Here is a 14794-nt window from a genome sequence, read left to right as displayed (position 1 = left end):
TCGGATGATGTGCATAATGAAGCCGACCTTTCTCGATTTTGAGCAGCCTATCGCCGAGCTCGAGAACAAGATAGAAGAGCTGCGATTCGTACAGGATGATTCCGTACTGGATATCTCTGAAGAGATCGCACGCCTGCAAAAGAAGAGTCTGGAACTGACCAAGACTCTATATGCCAAACTGTCCCCCTCGCAGATCTCGCAGGTGGCGCGCCACCCGCAGCGCCCGTATACGCTGGATTACCTGCGCAGCATCTTCACCGACTTTGAAGAGCTGCATGGTGATCGCGCGTTTGCTGATGATCCGGCAATCGTGGGTGGCCTGGCCCGCTTCAATGGCCAGCCAGTCATGGTGATTGGTCATCAGAAGGGCCGCGATACCAAGGAAAAGATTTACCGTAATTTCGGCATGCCACGCCCGGAGGGGTATCGCAAGGCATTGCGCCTGATGAAGCTGGCGGAAAAATTTGGCATTCCCATCATCACCTTCATTGATACTCCGGGTGCTTACCCTGGTATTGGTGCGGAAGAGCGTGGTCAGTCCGAAGCGATTGGTCGCAACCTATACGAGATGACGCGCCTGCGTGTGCCCATCATCTGTACCGTTATCGGTGAGGGTGGCTCCGGTGGTGCGCTGGCCATTGCGGTGGGTGATCAGGTGAATATGCTGCAATACTCAACTTATTCCGTGATTTCGCCCGAAGGCTGTGCTTCCATTCTGTGGAAAACGGCTGAGCGTGCATCGGAAGCAGCTGAAGCGCTGGGTATTACTGCCAACCGTCTCAAAACACTGGGGCTGATTGATCGCGTCATCAATGAGCCAGCGGGTGGAGCTCATCGGGATCATGCGCAAATGATGAATGCCATGAAGCGCGTCATTCAGGAGCAACTGAAAGACTTTGCCAATCGGCCGATTGATGCCCTGCTCAAAGAGCGCTTTGATCGTTTGATGAGTTATGGACGCTTCAAGGAAGATGCAGCCTGATCTGCTTGAACATGTATTAGCCAACTGGCCGGACGAATTGTCCGGCCTTTGTGCTTTTGAGCTTGGCCTCAGCGGTGGGCTGGACTCCATGGTGTTGCTCTCGCTGCTTGCGCGTGCCCGAGCACATCGTCCAGGCCTGCAGGTGTCTGCGGTGCATGTTCATCACGGCCTAAACCCGGCTGCAGAAGCCTGGGTGCAACACTGTCAGCAGGTTTGCGCCCAGTGGGGCATTCCACTACGCGTTGTTCGTGTGCTGGTTGATCGCAACGCCCAGCAAGGAATCGAGGCCTGTGCCCGACAATTGCGCTACGAGGCCTATCAGCAAACAAAGGCTGATGCGGTGGTGCTGGCGCAGCATCTTGATGATCAGGCCGAGACCGTTCTCCTGCAGCTGTTGCGCGGAGGTGGAGTAAAAGCCTTGGCTGGCATGCCACAATTGCGGCAGTTGGCAGACAAGCCGCTGTGGCGCCCTTTATTGCAATTCACCCGCCAGCAACTGGAGCAATACGCCAGTGAGCATGCGCTGGCCTGGGTGGAGGATGATAGCAACGACGATTTGAGTTATCGGCGCAATATGCTTCGTCATTGCATCATGCCCTTGCTGCAGCAGCATGTTCCCGCTTATCGGCGCCAGATCGCTCGTTCCGCCTGGCATATGGCGCAGGCTTCCCAATTGCTGGATGAGGTGGTGGCTGGCGATTTGTCTGCCTGCCTGACGGCAGATGGCCTGTCTGTGGCGTCGCTACTTGCATTGTCCGAGGTTCGGCAGGGCTTTGTCATGCTGGCCTGGTTGCAGGAGATGGGTTTGCAAGGCGTTGCCCCGAATCGACTGCAAGAGTTTCTGCGGCAACTGCGCGACGCGGGTGCTGAAGCACATCCTTCTTTGCAATTGGATGGAAGGGTGTTGTTACGCTATCGGCAGTCTCTCTATGTGGTGACCCAGCTCAAAAATGTGCCTGATAGCCCGATCAGGCTGGATGCAGTCTCGCTGGAAAATACCGTTTGCTCACCTGACTGGGCCGGGGGCTTGCGGTGGAAGGGTGGCGGGGGCTTGTCAATGGATGTCATTGCCGACGGTTTGGTACTGCAACCGCGTCTGGGTGGAGAGTTGCTGATGCAGCCATATGGCCGCAAGGAAGTGCGCAAGCTGTTGCAGGAGGCGGGAATGCCCCCGGTTTTGCGCAAGCAATGGCCGCTACTTTATTCTGCTGAAGGCAGGCTGCTGGCAGTGCCTGGTGTCGCGGTAGCAAGTGATTGTTTTGATCCCGGCGGCTTTTGGCCCGAATGGGTGCCAGAAATGAAAAAAGCGCCTTGAGTAAGGCGCTTTTTCTTATGCAGCTTATGATTAATCCCGGTCGCCGCTGAAAGCCAGCAACAATTGCAGCAGGCTGGTAAAGAGATTGTAAATGCTGATGTAAATGGACAGGGCGGCCGAGACATAGCTGGACTCACCGCCATCCACCACCACTTTGACTTGCCACAGGATCATCAGCGAGCTGAACAAGGCAAAGGCTGCAGCAATGGCCAGTTGTACGCCGGGCATTTGCAGGAAGAGGTTGGCAACAACAGCCACCATCAGCACGATGGCTCCTACGGTCAGGAAATTGCCCAGTGCGGACAAATCACGTTTGGTCGTGCTGGCAATGCCTGCCATCACGATGAAAACCAGAGCAGTTGCCGCACCGGCTGTCATGATGAGCTGGCCACCATTGCTGAAGCGCAAGGCAAATTGCAGCAAAGGCCCCAGCAGCAGGCCCATCATGAAGGTAAAGCCCAGCATCAGGAACACGCCCAGCGAATTATTGCGGTTTTTCTCGATGGCAAAAACCAGGCCATAAAATACTGCCATGATGGCCAGCATGCCCATGATGGGGCTGGTAGCCATGAAGGCAAAGTTCAGGTGGGTGCCAATCAGTGCACCCATGACCGTGGGGATCATCGAAAGACCAAGCAAGCCATAGGTGTTGCGCAGAATCTTGTTTCGCGACAGGTCGGCGGTGCTGGTTTGGTAGGTATTGTGCAGATCTGGTTGCATGCTGCGCTCCCTTTGTGTGTTTATACTGCGTCAGTGTGTGCTCAAGGCGATGTGCCTGCATTCTGACACGAAACCGTGTGTTTGGTTCATTCCGGATGGCTTGAAAGATAGGCTGTCCTGCGGTATAGTTCGGCCTCCTTTCGGGTGGCAATATCCTTGTTACCCAATTGTGCGAGCGTGGCGGAATTGGTAGACGCACTGGATTTAGGTTCCAGCGCCGCAAGGCGTGAGAGTTCGAGTCTCTCCGCTCGCACCATCGGTTAATTTTAGTATTTCTCTTCAGTCCCCCGTTTTTCTCTATATCCCGCCAGTTATAGCTTTCCAGCTACCTGTCCTAAAAGACACTACGCTGTTATTCCCTTTTGCACGACCATTTCCGCGTTCTCTTTGTCCCACACTTGTCCCATGGAGTGTCCCGGAAAATGGCTACATTCGAGCGTAGGGAAGGTACCTGGCGCGTGAAGGTGCGCAAGTCAGGTGTATCACGTTCTGCAACGTTTCGCACCAAGGCAGAAGCAGTGGCCTGGTCGGTCAAGGTTGAGGCTGAAATCCAGGCCATGAAAAGTGGCCTGATTCCTAATAAATCATTTGGTGATGTATTACAGCGTTATTCACGTGAAATTTCCCCGCTTAAACGGGGCTGTCGCTGGGAGCAGCTGCGGATTGATTTGTTTCTGCGGGAATATCCAAAACTGTGTTTAACAAAACTGCAGTTTCTCGGGCCGGATGTATTTGCTGCCTGGCGGGATGAGCGTTTGAAGTCGGTATCCGCACTGAGTGTGCGACGGGAGTGGGCGATATTGCAGCATGCCTGCAATGTGGCGGTGAAGGAGTGGCGCTGGCTGCCGGTAAATCCCATGTCGACGGTGAAGGCCCCCGCAGCGGGGGCAGCACGTACGCGTCGGCCGACTGCGCAGGAGACGGAGCGTCTGCTACTGGCCTGCGGTTATGGCCACGATGTTCCGCCGGTGTCGGCCTTGGCCCGGGTTGGGGCTGCCTGGCTGTTTGCCATTGAAACGGGCATGCGTGCTTCGGAGTTATGTGGGCTGACGCTTGAGACGGTCGATCTGGATCAACGCCTGGCAAGCTTGCTGATGACCAAGAACGGCCATCCCAGGGTAGTGCCCTTGTCGGTTGAGGCGGTGAGGATTTTGCAGCAGGTGGGGGCGGTGACTGGCGGAGTGGGGGGCTATTTCAATTTGCGACCTGCTTCGCTGGATGCCTTGTTCCGCAAGGCGAAGGCAATGGCTTTGATTGAGGACCTGCATTTTCACGATTCACGCCGGGAGGCGTTGACGCGCATGGCCAGCAAGCTGGATGTGATGACGCTTGCCAAGGTGAGCGGGCATAGGGATCTGCGTATCTTGCAGAATACCTACTATGCCCCGGATATGGCCGAAGTGGCGATGCGGCTGGATTAGCAGGCTGGCCTGCGGATTTTCCGGCTTTCTACCCAGCGGACTACTTCGCAGGCCTTGTAACGGCTATCGCGCCTAACCCCACTGCCTGCCGAGATGTTATAGACCGGTGGAAAGTGCGGGTCGGCCGAGATGCGTTCGGCAAATTGCCGTTTGGACACCCCCATATAGGCCGCGCATTGTGCTTCGTCCCATATCTGTTTGTCGAATGGAATGGCTTGCTGTGGTTTGTCGAGCTTTTCGACCAGCTGTTCCAGGACAGTGATCAGTTTCTCTTCATGCATGGTTTGTCCTTTCGCTTGCCTTGTCACGGTTATTACTGGTTCGTCGTTGCCGGTGAGGTGGTAACCGGGGTGCCGCAAAACGGGCAGTAGTGGCCGATCATGCTTTGGGTGACTTTCTTTTCCCGCTGTCGGCCTGCTTTGCTGGTGACGGTATGGGTGGCGATGACTTTCATGGCCGGGTACTCCTGCGGTGTTTCGCCCAGTACCAGAGCGTAGCCGGTAATTTCCAGCTGGTGGTTTTGGGTGTCAGGGTGCTGTTGCTTGAAGCGCTCCAGCAGCTTGGCTTCCAGATCGGTGCGGCAGGTGCAGGGCATGGTGGTTCTCCTGAGCTTCAGTTGCAGGTGCTGACGTGGGTCGTATTGGCCTGGCTGCGCTCCAGTTCCACCATATTGATGATGGCGTAGAGGCCTTTGCCAACGTTGAAGTACTTGTCCATGCGGAATTCCCAGATGCCGGTCTGGAAGTCTGCCGCGTAGCTGTTGCCGATCTGGGCCAGTGGCATGGCTTCCTTGGGCAGGGCCAGCAGGCTGCGGCAGGCGTTGCGGTGTTGGCAGGCATTATGGGGGCTGAGGATGCGTGCGATTTCTTCAGGCGGTGGCAGGCGACTGCTGAGGGCGGCTTGCCAGGCTTGTTTGGCGAGGCGCTCTTCCAGCCACGTCAGCTTGCGAGCTTTGCACCATTCGGCAAATCCGGCGAGATTATCCATTGCTGTTTTCCTTTAAGGTGAATGCCAGTACCCAAACCCAGGGGTTGGTATTCCAGCTGCCGTGGCCGTGGATTTTTGTCCATAACATCGAATACAGCTCTTCCGGGCAGTACCAACAGTCATTGCTGACAAGCTCGGGCTTACATCCCATCACGCCTTCGGCCAATGCATCGGCCTCGCTGATGTCCTGTAGGCGCTCTACGCGCACGCTGGTGATGTCCAGCAAGATGCGGCTGGCCCAATACGGCATGTAGATGGAAGGGCGCCAGTTGCCCTTTTGCGTGTCGTAATAGCGGAGGAAAGGGTCTGTTTCGCTGTCCGGGCCTTCGTAAGTAAAGCCATGCTTACCGCCTGCCCGGTAGCGAATTTCGTAGCCTCTGGAAATGCTGCCCTCGCCTGCAGCGCCCCACAACAGCTCCAGCCCCCAGGTTTCCTTCACCCAAAGCCGGTCGCCTGGTATTCCATATGGGCAGTTGCGTAATAACTGCTGCCATCCGGGCCTGTCGGCACTTTCACTCGGGGGCAGGTATTGGCCATTACGTAACTTCACCACGCGCCGGGTCTGGGTTTTGCTGCCATTCAGCAAGGCGCGGACCATTGGCGCGCTGAACAGGATGGGGCGTTCTTTCATGGTTTCACCTGCTCAGGGTCGAAGGGTTTGACGGTTTCCTTGAGGTACACCACCCCCAGCAACCGGCGCACCGGTTTGGGCATCGGTCGGCCGCTTTCGTAGCGGCTGCCGCCGGATTGGGTGACGTCGATGCGTTTCCAGAATTCGGCCTGGTTCATGCCCAGTTGGTGGCGCAGTTGGCGTGGGTCGACTGCAGGCAGTTTGGTGCTCATGGTTTTTCCTTTGTCTGATCAGAATGGCAGCCAGCCGTGGCGGCTGGCGTATTCGGCCAGTGCATCGAGCAGGGCCAGGGTGAGGGCGGCGAGGCTGCCGTAGAGCAGGCCTCGGCCAAGGATGTAGAGCAGGACGTCACGCAGCATCAGGCGGGCTCCGTGGCCGGGCGGGTGATGGCGCTGGTGCACAGGTATTGCACTGGGCCGTTGCGCACCAGGCAGATGTTGCGCGGGCCATATTGGTCGTCCTTGTACCAGGTGTGGATGTATTCGATCAGCGGCAGGTTTTGCTCCAGGGCGATTTGCAGGGCGTCCGGGTGAGTGTCAGGGCTGGCTTTGATGTTGATGTCCAGGCCACTGCGACTGGCCATCACGGTGACGCTGGCATCCAGGGCCATGGCGATGGCAGCAGTGTGCTGGATGACTTCGGGGGTGATCAGCGCAGCGGCCTGGCTGGTGGTGCTGATTTGCTGGTTCAGGTCGCTGTGCATCTGGTGTTGGAGTAGCAGGGTGTCCATGGTGTGCTCCTGTGTTATTCCACCCGGGTGGGGTGCGGGCAAAAAAAACCCTCGGTGGAGGGCGGGCGGTGTTGCGGTGTGACGTGCGGTCATCGGTAGCCGTCGGCGGTACGTTCCTTGAAGAACTGCCGGTCGTCGTAGTCATTCCGGCGGCGACGCAGTTCGCTGGCTTGTCTGATGGCCTCGGCCGGGAGTGTGGGTGGCGCCGTGGCGTAGAGCAGGGCTTCGCGGGCGTCGAGGATGGTGCGGCGCAGGTAGCGGGATGAGACGGGCTGGATGTTCATGCGTAGTGCCTCATGGTGTGGATGGGCTGGCCCCAGCGGTTCCAGCCTTCAAAGTGCAGCCGTTTGCCACGCTGACGCAGGTGCTGGGCGAGGGCTTCGCTGATGTGGCCGATGATCAGGTCGGTGTTGCGCCAGTTGATGTACATGCTTGCTCCTGGTGTGGGGGCGGGCCGTGCTGGGCTTTGCCGTTGAGATAGGCGACGCGCTCGGCGGCGGCGTGGCGGTTGCTGTGGTCGCTTTCGGGTATCCAGTTGCCCTTGGGGTCGTAAAAGCCGACGGTGAGCAGGCCGGGTTCGGTGCGGGTGTAGACGTACATGGGCGTTCTCCTTTGTTGCGCGCAGGGTTGCTGACGTGGGTGTGGCCACGGCAGTGCTTTGCGGTGTGGGTTACCGACCGTGCGGGTCGGGGCGCATTCGTGGGTTGTTAAAGATCACGTCAATCCATGAGTGAATAATACGAAAACGAATATTTTAAATGAATAGCACTTTGGGTCAGGTCGGCGGTAATAATGAAAAAGCCCGCATCAGCGGGCTTATTGGTCGGGAAGGATTTGGTCATCAGCGCTTGTCACAGCTCCATAACACTGGCTTGCTGCGATCTTCTTGCGGGCTCAGTACGCGAAGGCAGTTGGCGTAGGGGGGGGTGCCATCCATGGCCAGCAGGTTAATCGTCGGTTTGGGGCGGGTCTGGATCTGCATTTTGCAATCACGAGCGCTTTCCTGGTAGCGCATCTTGCTGGGGTTGCTGTCTTCATGATTGCGGACAGCTTGCCAGTACTGTCCCATCACTATGCCTGCACTGCGGCACTGATTCAGTGGGCCAAAGGGAAGGTCATCCAATGACTCGGCTTCTTCTTTGAGCTGATTGAAAAACGTATCCAGGCGCTTACGTTCTGCATAGTCCAGCATGGCACCCTGCCGCTCGATTTCAGCCAGTTGAGGAGCGATTTGTTCCAGCTTGGTGTTGAAGCGTCGGGCATGGCCAATCTTGCGATCGTAGAGGCGGATTTCCGCATTGTTATTGCCGATGATGGGGTATTTGCCATCCGGGGTGCGCGCCGGGTTACCTTCCAGCTGGTATTGCAGCGCGTCGGCCTGTGGCTTTTGTCCTGGTTGTAAAAAGCCGCAGTACAGTTTGGCGTTGTTATAGTCCGTGATATCTACCTTGGGGCTGTTCGAGTCCACGATTACCTTGTACCAGGCGCAGGCCTTCACCAGGTCGTAAGGGCTGCCGCCATCGCCGGTGGCATAGCCGTATGCCAGATTACGGCGTGACTGGTAGTCACCTTTTCTTGCTGCTGCGTCCAGTGCCTGGAGTTTTGCCTTGCCCGGTTCCTGGCGTTTCTGTTCGATGGCTTCGGCATCCGCACGGCTTTCCAGGGCGACCAGTGCAGGAACGTCTTTGAGATGGCTGTCATGGGGTAGGGCACAGAAGTCAGTGCAGCTGGATTTGATGATACGGATGCCCGGTTTGAGCCCTCCTCCAGCCTCAATCCAGCAGCGGTGCCCTGCGGCGGATGGCACCGGGAAATCGGATGGCAGTTTTTCCGGCACCTGGAATTCCAGCGTAATGGCTTTGTTCCAGCCAAAGTCGGGTGTAATGCCATGGGCGAGTCCGCCAGAGACACTGACGGATGGAATGCTGCTGGCTGCCACGACCAGTGGTTTGCATTCGGCTTCCACCACTTTTAGTGCCTGCTCTCCTTTTTCACCCATTTGTTTGAACGACGCATCCTTCTCGTAAGGCAGTGCTGTGCTGCCTTTACCGCAGGCAGTCAGCAGCAGGGTAGATAGCAGTAAAGTGAGGTAGGTATGGCGATCAAGCATGAGAGGAGTCCTTGCGAGTGGAAACGCATCGAATACCGCATGCTGATTGAAAACAAAACCGTTAAAAGTAACTGCTATTGGCATAAGTACCGCTTGATATTCCCTGCGGTGTTGAGTGTTTTGTAAAGTTGCGGCACATGGTGGACTGATCGAAGGACTAGGACGCATGTGGATACATTACATAGCCAACTCCACCATGCCGTAGCGGCGAAAAAGGTGACAGTAACCATGCTGGCAGTCCATTGCGGAGTAAGTCGTCAGGCTGTATATGGCTGGTTGCGTGGTGTGCAGCCCAAGCCGGACAAGGCCTGGCTACTCAGTGAAGTGCTCGCTGTATTGGGCAGTGATACAGAGCAAGAGGAGCGGGAGCGTCTATTGGCCGAGTTGCAGGCCGTAGGTGAGCAGCTGTCTACACGGTGGCTACGGATGCTGGTCAATATGGCTTCGGTACTGGAGAAGGGCTGACTTTACAGACTTTACATAGGTGCAAACACGCATGTTTTACGAAGCAACGAGCCCATATTCTGGTGTGGTCGTCTGTGAGGAGAGTCAGCATGCAGGATTGTCAGTTCAGGTCTGGAGACATCTCAGAGGATGTGGTTGCTCAGATCGCAATTGTCTTGTGTACTGATGGCAGGGTTGAAGTGCGGTGGGCGGGTGATATTTCCGCTTTGCTGTCGGGTACTTCACCGGAACAACTGAACATGGCCATGAAGACCATTATTGGTATGCAAGCAGAATGAAAAAAGCGGCTTACAAGCCGCTTTTTTTGTAGAGGAGGTCTGAAGCAATTTTGATGATCAACATCAGCTCTTCGGGGGTTCGCTTGCTAAGGTCTGCTTTGACCTCTCCCGCCTGCAGTGCTTTATATCCTTCTTCAGCACTCTTTGGGGCGGGGATAATTTTGCTGCTTGTAACGTCGATTGCACCAAAGTTGGCTGCGGGATTACCTGTCCCATTTGCCAGGCCTTGCAAGCCTGGCATCGGTTCTTCACCCAGTAGCTGCGCCGCGGATATCCCAAAGTAGCTGGCCAGTTTTTTGACGTTACTGTTTCTGGGCTCTTTGCTTGAGCCATTAAGGATTCGGTAAATCGTTGGCTGCGGCACACCAGTGACTTCAGCCAAGTAGTTTTGGCTGATTTTGTGGTGGTTCATCAGTGCCGCAAGTATGTCCTTGATATCCATTTCGCAACTATACGTTGGTGAGTTGTTTGTGTGAAATTCGCTGACGTATTGCAATTCAATTCGTTTGAGAATTAGTATCGGGCCATGAAAACGGTCCGAGACATGCTCATCACCCTGCGTAGTGCCGGTCATTCTGATTACGCCATCGCACGGCTGACTGCCATTTCGCAGCCCACCATCAACAAGCTGCGTCAGGGCGTCCTCCTCGACACTTCTTATGCAAATGGAAAGCGTATTGAAGCCTTGCTCAGCCGCGTTGTCGGTGAGGGGAAGGCACAACGTATGGCTGCCATGACTGATCTCGACCCGGCTCAACAACATTTCCGATTTTAGCGAGGCAATCCATGCTGAACATGCAGCTGAAACCACAAGAAACCCCCATTGGCGCGTTGCGTAACGCACTGCATGCCTGGCGGCAGCGGGAGCGCTGGTCCATGGAGACGCTAGCCGCGGTGGTGGTGGAGCATTACTACGCCAGCGGCTTCGATAGGGTGTGGCTGGTGGAATTCCAGCAGCCGGGCCGGGGCAGTGATGCGGCACGGGTGATGAAGACCAATGCGGAGCGATTGGGGCGTTGGCTGGATGACCAGACCAAGGATTGCACTTTGTTGCCGTTCAATCTGCTGCCAGTGCTGCTGTCGGTCTTGCCTGCGGATTTGCGTTTGCAGTGCGCGGTGGAGTTGTTGTTGCCGGTTGGCCTGGATGTGTCGCTGCGTGCTGGCGAGGCAGTGCAGGCTAGCCATGCGTCTGTGCTGGCCTGTCTGGCCAAGGAGGCGGGCGAGGGGCTGGCAGCTTTTGCGTTGCTGGCCGACCAGATGGGGCCGCAGGAATTGAAGCAGGCTCTGGTGGAACTGGAGGAGTCGAGCCAGGCGCATGTGCGGGCCTTGGGGCATATCCGTGCCTTGCTGGATGTGGGTGGCTGAGATGGCTGCGCCGGTGCAGCGTTTGCGCTTTCGCCTGGTGATGCGTTCGGCGTTTCGGGCGCGGTATTGCCCGCGGGAGTTGAAGCGGGTGCGGGGTAAGCAGTGCTTGCAGGAGCTGTTGGCCTTGCTGGATGAGAAGGTGCAGGCGTCGGCCCTACGTAATGATTTCTTGGAAGTCAGTCGGGAAAAGGAATAGCGCTATGCATCAAGTGGCAGTCCTTTTTGCGAGGACGGACAGCATTTATAAGCAGATGCCGAATTGTGATGTGTATGACATTGATCGCGATGCCAGAACCTGGCTTGGCAACATGCCGGTTGTTGCGCACCCGCCATGCCGCGCATGGGGACGGTTGAGGCAATTTGCGAAGCCTCGTCGTGATGAGAAGGAGTTGGCCTTGTTGGCGGTGGCGCATGTCAGGAAGTTTGGTGGTGTGCTGGAGCATCCGGCACAAAGTTCATTATGGCTGGTTGCGCAACTACCCCGACCTGGAGAGTTTCCTGACGAGTACGGAGGGTGGTCACTTGAGGTCGAGCAGTTTCACTTCGGCCATAAAGCGCAGAAGGCAACGTGGCTATATATCGTTGGATGCTTGCCCGGAGATATTCCGACTTTACCACGACGATCAGGGAAACCGACTCATTGCATACGCTCCTCAAAAAAAAGGCCGCGTTTGCCTACCGTCACTAAAGCTGAACGAGAGAAGACGCCTGCTGCGTTCGCTTCCTGGCTGTGTTTGCTGGCGGGAAAGTGCCAGGTTACCTCCCGTTCGGTTTTGAGTGTCGTAGGAGAAGGGCCGTGTGGCCTGATTTGTGGGTGAAGGTGAGCGGCGATGTGGTGCAGGACGCGGCTTACCTGCTTTCGCTGCGCGGGGTGGCGGGTGGTTATGCCGCCCGGCAGCGGGAGTTGAAGCGCTTGGCTGTGTTGTATGGCGCGGGTTACCGCATGGATGTGGAGCGGGTGTTGCGCGATGGGCCGGGGGCGTTTGTGCCGTCGACCCGCTCGCCGGGGCAGCGTGAGGCTGCCTTGGCGGAGGCGCGGGCGATTCTGGCAAGGAAGGGGATGGGGTGAGCGAGGGTATTTTTCTGACCATGGTGGAGTGGGAGGCCTTGAATGGCCTGCCGGATCAGGATTGCCGGATGTATGTGTTGATGCGGCAGTGGATGGATCTGGCGAGTGGCATTGTGGGTGGTCGGCCCGGTCCTTTGATCAGCTATCGGCGCTTTCGTGAGCATATGGAGGTGCAGCGCGAGCGTGGCTCGACGGCGGCACCGACGCGCCGGTCGGATGATTCCTTGCGGGCGTCGGTGGCGAGGCTGGTGCGTTTCGGCTTGATCAAACGGGTGGTGGTGAAGGGGGCTGGGCGTTTTGTTTTTTGCTATCGGCTGTTGCTGGCCAAGTTGCGTCCAAATGAGGAGCCCCGCGTGGAACGGGGGCATGTCACGGATGGGCCGTTGTCGGCGAAAGCTACGTCGTATGTGGCTTTGCTGCGGGAGCGGGCGCAGCGTTTGTGGGGGCGAGGGTCTGGCCCTGAACCCCAGCCATCTGGGGTACCCCGTATTGATAAAACAGCCCGTAAGGGTGGTGGCGTTGTGGATAAGCCGGGGCCAGTCACGCTGGCTGACCCATGGCGGCTGGCGGCGGAGCAGGCCTTAGGCCCGTTGTTGTTGGGGCATGAGTTATTGTGTCCGCATTTGCCATCAGCCTTCGACCGGCTGGCAGCGGTGATGCGAGTGCGTACGGTGAGCCATGCGGAGTTGGGTCGTTGTCTGGCCATTGCCCGGCGCATGCGCAAGGTGGTGTCGATCCCGGCTTACACGGTGGGGATTGTGTTGGATGGCACGGAGTTACGGCGTTTACAGCGAGCGGGTGGTCGTCAGCCTGCTGTTGTCCAGGTGCGTCCAGCGGTGGAACCGTTTACCGGGCCGCTGGTGCAAACGCGTGCGGTGCAGCGGGATGCTTTGTCTGCAGCAAGGCAGATTCTGAGTCGGGTGGGTGCTTGACCGTTGGAGCGTGGCTATGCAGTTTTCGACAATAACGTCGCTGGTGGGGTGGGCCTTCCAGATTGAAGCGGTCTGCCTGGTGGCGGTGCAGAGGTATGGCGAGCCATCAGCAGGCACCGGGTTTGCCGAGTTCTCCGCGCACGATCTGAAAGTGCAGGCGGCCATGGTGATGTTGAAGATCAACCGCTTGCCCGCGCCGGAACGGGCAGTGCTGTGGGCCTTGCACGTGCAACGTGAGACGGAAATGCTGTACCTGACCACGGTGACACCGTGCAAATACGGCTTCCGGACGGACCTGGACATCATCCGCAAATGGGCAACCGGCAGCGGGCCGGGCTGCCGCGAGCTGGGCGACCGGGCCGGTGCCAGTTACCGCACCTTGCACCGCTATGAAAAAACAGTCATCCAGGTGCTGGAAGCCTTGATGCACAAGGCTTACGCGACTCTGGAGGGACAACATGAGGCCTTGCTGATGCACTTGCGGTACGCGGACCGCTTGACAGTGTGAGTGTCACAAAAGTACCATTTTTACAGCGGCCCGAACTTCGTCCAGAGTTCGGGCCTTTTGCATTTCATGGCCGGATTCCAGCGCCCGCGCCGGGGTCCCTGGCATTCCTGCAACCAGTGCGAGGCCTCGGACTCGCAGGCTTTGATTAGCGGCTGGGTTGCCAGCTTAGTGAATTTCACCGGGGTGAATTTCTGGTGAAATCGGGTGAACAAGATGGCCACGTTCCTGAGTCGCAAAGCCTTCGCCTTGTCGCAGGGGTGGTCACCCAGCTACGTCACCAAGCTGGGCAACAGTGGCCGCCTGGTACTGAGTGCCGACGGCAAATCGGTGGATGTCGAAGCCACCCTGGCGCTGATTGGCAAAACCGCTGACCCGTCCAAAGACGCCGTGGCCGAGCGCCACGCCAAACAGCGTTTGCAGCGTGATGTCTACGCAGAAGTCAGCCCCCACAGCGCAATCGCGCCGATGTCTACCGTGGCCAACTATCACAGCGCCAAAGCCAACCGCGAACACTACCTCGCCCTGCTGGCCAAGGCCGAATTCGAACGCACCTGCGGCGAAACCGTCGACCGGCGCGCAGTCGAAGACGCCGCCTACCGTGCGGGTCGACTACTGCGCGACACCTTGCTCGGCCTGCCCAAACAGATCTCCAGCGAACTGGCAGGCATGAGCGACCCCTGGGCGCTGGAGCAATACCTCACCACCCGCATGCGCCAGGCACTGGAAGACGTCGCCCGGCTGAATGCCGATGACCTGCACAAAGCCATGCAATAAGGAAAGCTGCCATGTACGCCGACGGCCCCCGCGCATACATGGATGGCTGGAGCCGTGGCCTGCAGCCCGACCCAGCACTGTGGGTGGATGAATGGGCGGACCAATACCAGCGCATCAGCGCGGAAAGCGGCGCGGCCGAACACGGCAAATACCACACTTCCCGCACCCCTTACGCCCGGGAAGTCATGCGCTGCCTGTCGCCCGCCCACCCTTGCCGTCGGGTGGTGGTGATGGGCGCATCGCAGATGCTCAAGACCCAGGTGGCGCTTAACTGGATGGGCGCGCTCATCCACATGGCCCCCGGCAACATCATGGCGCTGGAGCCCACGCTGCACATCGCCAAGCGCCTGTCCGACCGCATTGAAAAAAACATCGCCTGCGTGCCGGAACTGCGCGCCCGCGTTGCCGAGCCGCGCTCGCGCGACAGCCGCAACACCATGGATACCAAGCAATACCCCGGTGGCTCGCTGTTCATCACCACTGCCGGTAGTGCTGCCAACTTGGCCG

23 protein-coding genes, 1 tRNA gene and 1 pseudogene are annotated in these 14794 nt (G+C 57.7%); 12 read left to right on the top strand and 13 right to left on the bottom strand.

Annotated elements, in window-relative coordinates; genetic code table 11:
* The first annotated feature begins 16 nt into the window (after positions 1 to 16).
* Positions 17 to 982, top strand: a complete 966-nt coding sequence (locus JHD62_RS07610) for an acetyl-CoA carboxylase carboxyltransferase subunit alpha (protein ID WP_131354324.1) — start codon at positions 17 to 19, stop codon at positions 980 to 982.
* The gene (gene tilS, locus JHD62_RS07605; protein ID WP_199102400.1) at positions 972 to 2297 is read left to right on the top strand and encodes a tRNA lysidine(34) synthetase TilS; all 1326 of its coding nucleotides are present in this window, start codon (positions 972 to 974) and stop codon (positions 2295 to 2297) included. The genes JHD62_RS07610 and tilS overlap by 11 nt, the downstream gene beginning before the upstream one ends.
* A 30-nt stretch (positions 2298 to 2327) precedes the next feature.
* Here tilS and JHD62_RS07600 read toward each other — a convergent pair whose 3' ends face one another.
* On the bottom strand, positions 2328 to 3017 hold the full coding sequence (locus JHD62_RS07600; protein ID WP_199102399.1) for a Bax inhibitor-1 family protein: 690 nt from the start codon (positions 3015 to 3017) through the stop codon (positions 2328 to 2330).
* A 171-nt stretch (positions 3018 to 3188) separates the two neighbouring features.
* Between JHD62_RS07600 and JHD62_RS07595 the strand changes: the two genes are divergently transcribed.
* Both JHD62_RS07595 and JHD62_RS07590 read left to right on the top strand, forming a co-directional pair.
* Positions 3189 to 3273 (top strand) — tRNA-Leu (locus JHD62_RS07595).
* Positions 3274 to 3439: 166 nt separating this feature from the next.
* Positions 3440 to 4438 (top strand): site-specific integrase, encoded by a 999-nt coding sequence (locus tag JHD62_RS07590; RefSeq protein ID WP_199102398.1) that lies wholly within the window; start codon positions 3440 to 3442, stop codon positions 4436 to 4438.
* Here JHD62_RS07590 and JHD62_RS07585 read toward each other — a convergent pair.
* The 11 genes and pseudogenes from JHD62_RS07585 to JHD62_RS07540 form a co-directional block, all read right to left on the bottom strand.
* On the bottom strand, positions 4435 to 4719 hold the full coding sequence (locus JHD62_RS07585; RefSeq protein ID WP_199102397.1) for a hypothetical protein: 285 nt from the start codon (positions 4717 to 4719) through the stop codon (positions 4435 to 4437). The genes JHD62_RS07590 and JHD62_RS07585 overlap by 4 nt on opposite strands.
* Before the next feature lie 32 nt (positions 4720 to 4751).
* Positions 4752 to 5033, bottom strand: coding sequence for a hypothetical protein (locus tag JHD62_RS07580; RefSeq protein ID WP_199102396.1), 282 nt, complete (start codon positions 5031 to 5033; stop codon positions 4752 to 4754).
* A 17-nt stretch (positions 5034 to 5050) separates the two neighbouring features.
* Positions 5051 to 5425, bottom strand: coding sequence for a hypothetical protein (locus JHD62_RS07575; protein ID WP_199102395.1), 375 nt, complete (start codon positions 5423 to 5425; stop codon positions 5051 to 5053).
* The gene (locus JHD62_RS07570) at positions 5418 to 6056 is read right to left on the bottom strand and encodes a hypothetical protein (RefSeq protein WP_199102394.1); all 639 of its coding nucleotides are present in this window, start codon (positions 6054 to 6056) and stop codon (positions 5418 to 5420) included. Before JHD62_RS07570 ends, JHD62_RS07575 begins: the two co-directional genes overlap by 8 nt.
* A 35-nt stretch (positions 6057 to 6091) precedes the next feature.
* Positions 6092 to 6268, bottom strand: a pseudogene (locus tag JHD62_RS07565) (helix-turn-helix domain-containing protein); the annotation flags it as partial.
* Positions 6269 to 6286: 18 nt separating this feature from the next.
* Positions 6287 to 6415, bottom strand: a complete 129-nt coding sequence (locus JHD62_RS22855; protein WP_255522897.1) for a hypothetical protein — start codon at positions 6413 to 6415, stop codon at positions 6287 to 6289.
* On the bottom strand, positions 6415 to 6786 hold the full coding sequence (locus tag JHD62_RS07560) for a hypothetical protein (protein WP_199102392.1): 372 nt from the start codon (positions 6784 to 6786) through the stop codon (positions 6415 to 6417). The genes JHD62_RS22855 and JHD62_RS07560 overlap by 1 nt, the downstream gene beginning before the upstream one ends.
* An 89-nt stretch (positions 6787 to 6875) precedes the next feature.
* The gene (locus JHD62_RS07555; protein WP_199102391.1) at positions 6876 to 7070 is read right to left on the bottom strand and encodes a hypothetical protein; all 195 of its coding nucleotides are present in this window, start codon (positions 7068 to 7070) and stop codon (positions 6876 to 6878) included.
* Positions 7067 to 7216 carry a hypothetical protein gene (locus JHD62_RS07550; protein WP_199102390.1) on the bottom strand — a complete coding sequence of 50 codons (150 nt, stop codon included), beginning with the start codon at positions 7214 to 7216 and terminating at the stop codon, positions 7067 to 7069. Before JHD62_RS07550 ends, JHD62_RS07555 begins: the two co-directional genes overlap by 4 nt.
* On the bottom strand, positions 7186 to 7386 hold the full coding sequence (locus JHD62_RS07545) for a hypothetical protein (RefSeq protein WP_199102389.1): 201 nt from the start codon (positions 7384 to 7386) through the stop codon (positions 7186 to 7188). Before JHD62_RS07545 ends, JHD62_RS07550 begins: the two co-directional genes overlap by 31 nt.
* Positions 7387 to 7627: 241 nt before the next feature.
* Positions 7628 to 9064, bottom strand: a complete 1437-nt coding sequence (locus JHD62_RS07540) for a hypothetical protein (RefSeq protein WP_199102388.1) — start codon at positions 9062 to 9064, stop codon at positions 7628 to 7630.
* A 48-nt stretch (positions 9065 to 9112) separates the two neighbouring features.
* On the opposite strand from JHD62_RS07540, the gene JHD62_RS07535 reads away from it, so the two are divergent.
* Together JHD62_RS07535 and JHD62_RS07530 are read left to right on the top strand one after the other, a co-directional pair.
* On the top strand, positions 9113 to 9361 hold the full coding sequence (locus JHD62_RS07535) for a helix-turn-helix domain-containing protein (RefSeq protein WP_199102387.1): 249 nt from the start codon (positions 9113 to 9115) through the stop codon (positions 9359 to 9361).
* 89 nt (positions 9362 to 9450) lie between these two features.
* A complete protein-coding gene (locus tag JHD62_RS07530; RefSeq protein WP_199102386.1) occupies positions 9451 to 9639 on the top strand; it encodes a hypothetical protein in 189 nt (62 codons plus the stop codon).
* 10 nt (positions 9640 to 9649) lie between these two features.
* Here JHD62_RS07530 and JHD62_RS07525 read toward each other — a convergent pair whose 3' ends face one another.
* Complete coding sequence (locus JHD62_RS07525; RefSeq protein WP_199102385.1) at positions 9650 to 10396, bottom strand: helix-turn-helix transcriptional regulator; 747 nt, start codon at positions 10394 to 10396, stop codon at positions 9650 to 9652.
* Between the two features lie 29 nt (positions 10397 to 10425).
* On the opposite strand from JHD62_RS07525, the gene JHD62_RS07520 reads away from it, so the two are divergent.
* The 6 genes from JHD62_RS07520 to JHD62_RS07495 form a co-directional block, all read left to right on the top strand.
* A complete protein-coding gene (locus JHD62_RS07520) occupies positions 10426 to 11004 on the top strand; it encodes a hypothetical protein (protein WP_199102384.1) in 579 nt (192 codons plus the stop codon).
* A gap of 796 nt (positions 11005 to 11800) precedes the next feature.
* A complete protein-coding gene (locus JHD62_RS07515) occupies positions 11801 to 12073 on the top strand; it encodes a hypothetical protein (RefSeq protein WP_199102383.1) in 273 nt (90 codons plus the stop codon).
* Entirely contained in the window at positions 12070 to 13005 is a 936-nt protein-coding gene (locus tag JHD62_RS07510) for a hypothetical protein (protein ID WP_199102382.1), read from the top strand. The genes JHD62_RS07515 and JHD62_RS07510 overlap by 4 nt, the downstream gene beginning before the upstream one ends.
* 16 nt (positions 13006 to 13021) lie before the next feature.
* Positions 13022 to 13513: a hypothetical protein gene (locus JHD62_RS07505; RefSeq protein WP_199102381.1), complete on the top strand. Its 492-nt coding sequence runs from the start codon at positions 13022 to 13024 to the stop codon at positions 13511 to 13513.
* A 213-nt stretch (positions 13514 to 13726) separates the two neighbouring features.
* Complete coding sequence (locus tag JHD62_RS07500; RefSeq protein WP_199102380.1) at positions 13727 to 14287, top strand: hypothetical protein; 561 nt, start codon at positions 13727 to 13729, stop codon at positions 14285 to 14287.
* Between the two features lie 11 nt (positions 14288 to 14298).
* On the top strand, positions 14299 to 14794 hold a 496-nt coding region (locus JHD62_RS07495), incomplete at its 3' end, for a phage terminase large subunit family protein (protein WP_199102379.1).

Source organism: Aquitalea sp. ASV11 (assembly GCF_016429185.1).
Taxonomy (GTDB): domain Bacteria; phylum Pseudomonadota; class Gammaproteobacteria; order Burkholderiales; family Chromobacteriaceae; genus Aquitalea; species Aquitalea pelogenes.
This window is presented reverse-complemented; position numbering and strand designations above follow the sequence as displayed.

What these genes read in the sequence shown, in the direction of transcription:
- JHD62_RS07610 (WP_131354324.1), top strand. Translation starts at nt 17, where the DNA reads ATGAAGCCGACCTTTCTCGATTTTGAGCAGCCTATCGCCGAGCTCGAG.
- tilS (WP_199102400.1), top strand. Translation starts at nt 972, where the DNA reads ATGCAGCCTGATCTGCTTGAACATGTATTAGCCAACTGGCCGGACGAA.
- JHD62_RS07600 (WP_199102399.1), bottom strand. Translation starts at nt 3,017, where the DNA reads ATGCAACCAGATCTGCACAATACCTACCAAACCAGCACCGCCGACCTG.
- JHD62_RS07590 (WP_199102398.1), top strand. Translation starts at nt 3,440, where the DNA reads ATGGCTACATTCGAGCGTAGGGAAGGTACCTGGCGCGTGAAGGTGCGC.
- JHD62_RS07585 (WP_199102397.1), bottom strand. Translation starts at nt 4,719, where the DNA reads ATGCATGAAGAGAAACTGATCACTGTCCTGGAACAGCTGGTCGAAAAG.
- JHD62_RS07580 (WP_199102396.1), bottom strand. Translation starts at nt 5,033, where the DNA reads ATGCCCTGCACCTGCCGCACCGATCTGGAAGCCAAGCTGCTGGAGCGC.
- JHD62_RS07575 (WP_199102395.1), bottom strand. Translation starts at nt 5,425, where the DNA reads ATGGATAATCTCGCCGGATTTGCCGAATGGTGCAAAGCTCGCAAGCTG.
- JHD62_RS07570 (WP_199102394.1), bottom strand. Translation starts at nt 6,056, where the DNA reads ATGAAAGAACGCCCCATCCTGTTCAGCGCGCCAATGGTCCGCGCCTTG.
- JHD62_RS22855 (WP_255522897.1), bottom strand. Translation starts at nt 6,415, where the DNA reads ATGCTGCGTGACGTCCTGCTCTACATCCTTGGCCGAGGCCTGCTCTAC.
- JHD62_RS07560 (WP_199102392.1), bottom strand. Translation starts at nt 6,786, where the DNA reads ATGGACACCCTGCTACTCCAACACCAGATGCACAGCGACCTGAACCAG.
- JHD62_RS07555 (WP_199102391.1), bottom strand. Translation starts at nt 7,070, where the DNA reads ATGAACATCCAGCCCGTCTCATCCCGCTACCTGCGCCGCACCATCCTC.
- JHD62_RS07550 (WP_199102390.1), bottom strand. Translation starts at nt 7,216, where the DNA reads ATGTACATCAACTGGCGCAACACCGACCTGATCATCGGCCACATCAGC.
- JHD62_RS07545 (WP_199102389.1), bottom strand. Translation starts at nt 7,386, where the DNA reads ATGTACGTCTACACCCGCACCGAACCCGGCCTGCTCACCGTCGGCTTT.
- JHD62_RS07540 (WP_199102388.1), bottom strand. Translation starts at nt 9,064, where the DNA reads ATGCGTCCTAGTCCTTCGATCAGTCCACCATGTGCCGCAACTTTACAA.
- JHD62_RS07530 (WP_199102386.1), top strand. Translation starts at nt 9,451, where the DNA reads ATGCAGGATTGTCAGTTCAGGTCTGGAGACATCTCAGAGGATGTGGTT.
- JHD62_RS07520 (WP_199102384.1), top strand. Translation starts at nt 10,426, where the DNA reads ATGCTGAACATGCAGCTGAAACCACAAGAAACCCCCATTGGCGCGTTG.
- JHD62_RS07505 (WP_199102381.1), top strand. Translation starts at nt 13,022, where the DNA reads ATGCAGTTTTCGACAATAACGTCGCTGGTGGGGTGGGCCTTCCAGATT.
- JHD62_RS07500 (WP_199102380.1), top strand. Translation starts at nt 13,727, where the DNA reads ATGGCCACGTTCCTGAGTCGCAAAGCCTTCGCCTTGTCGCAGGGGTGG.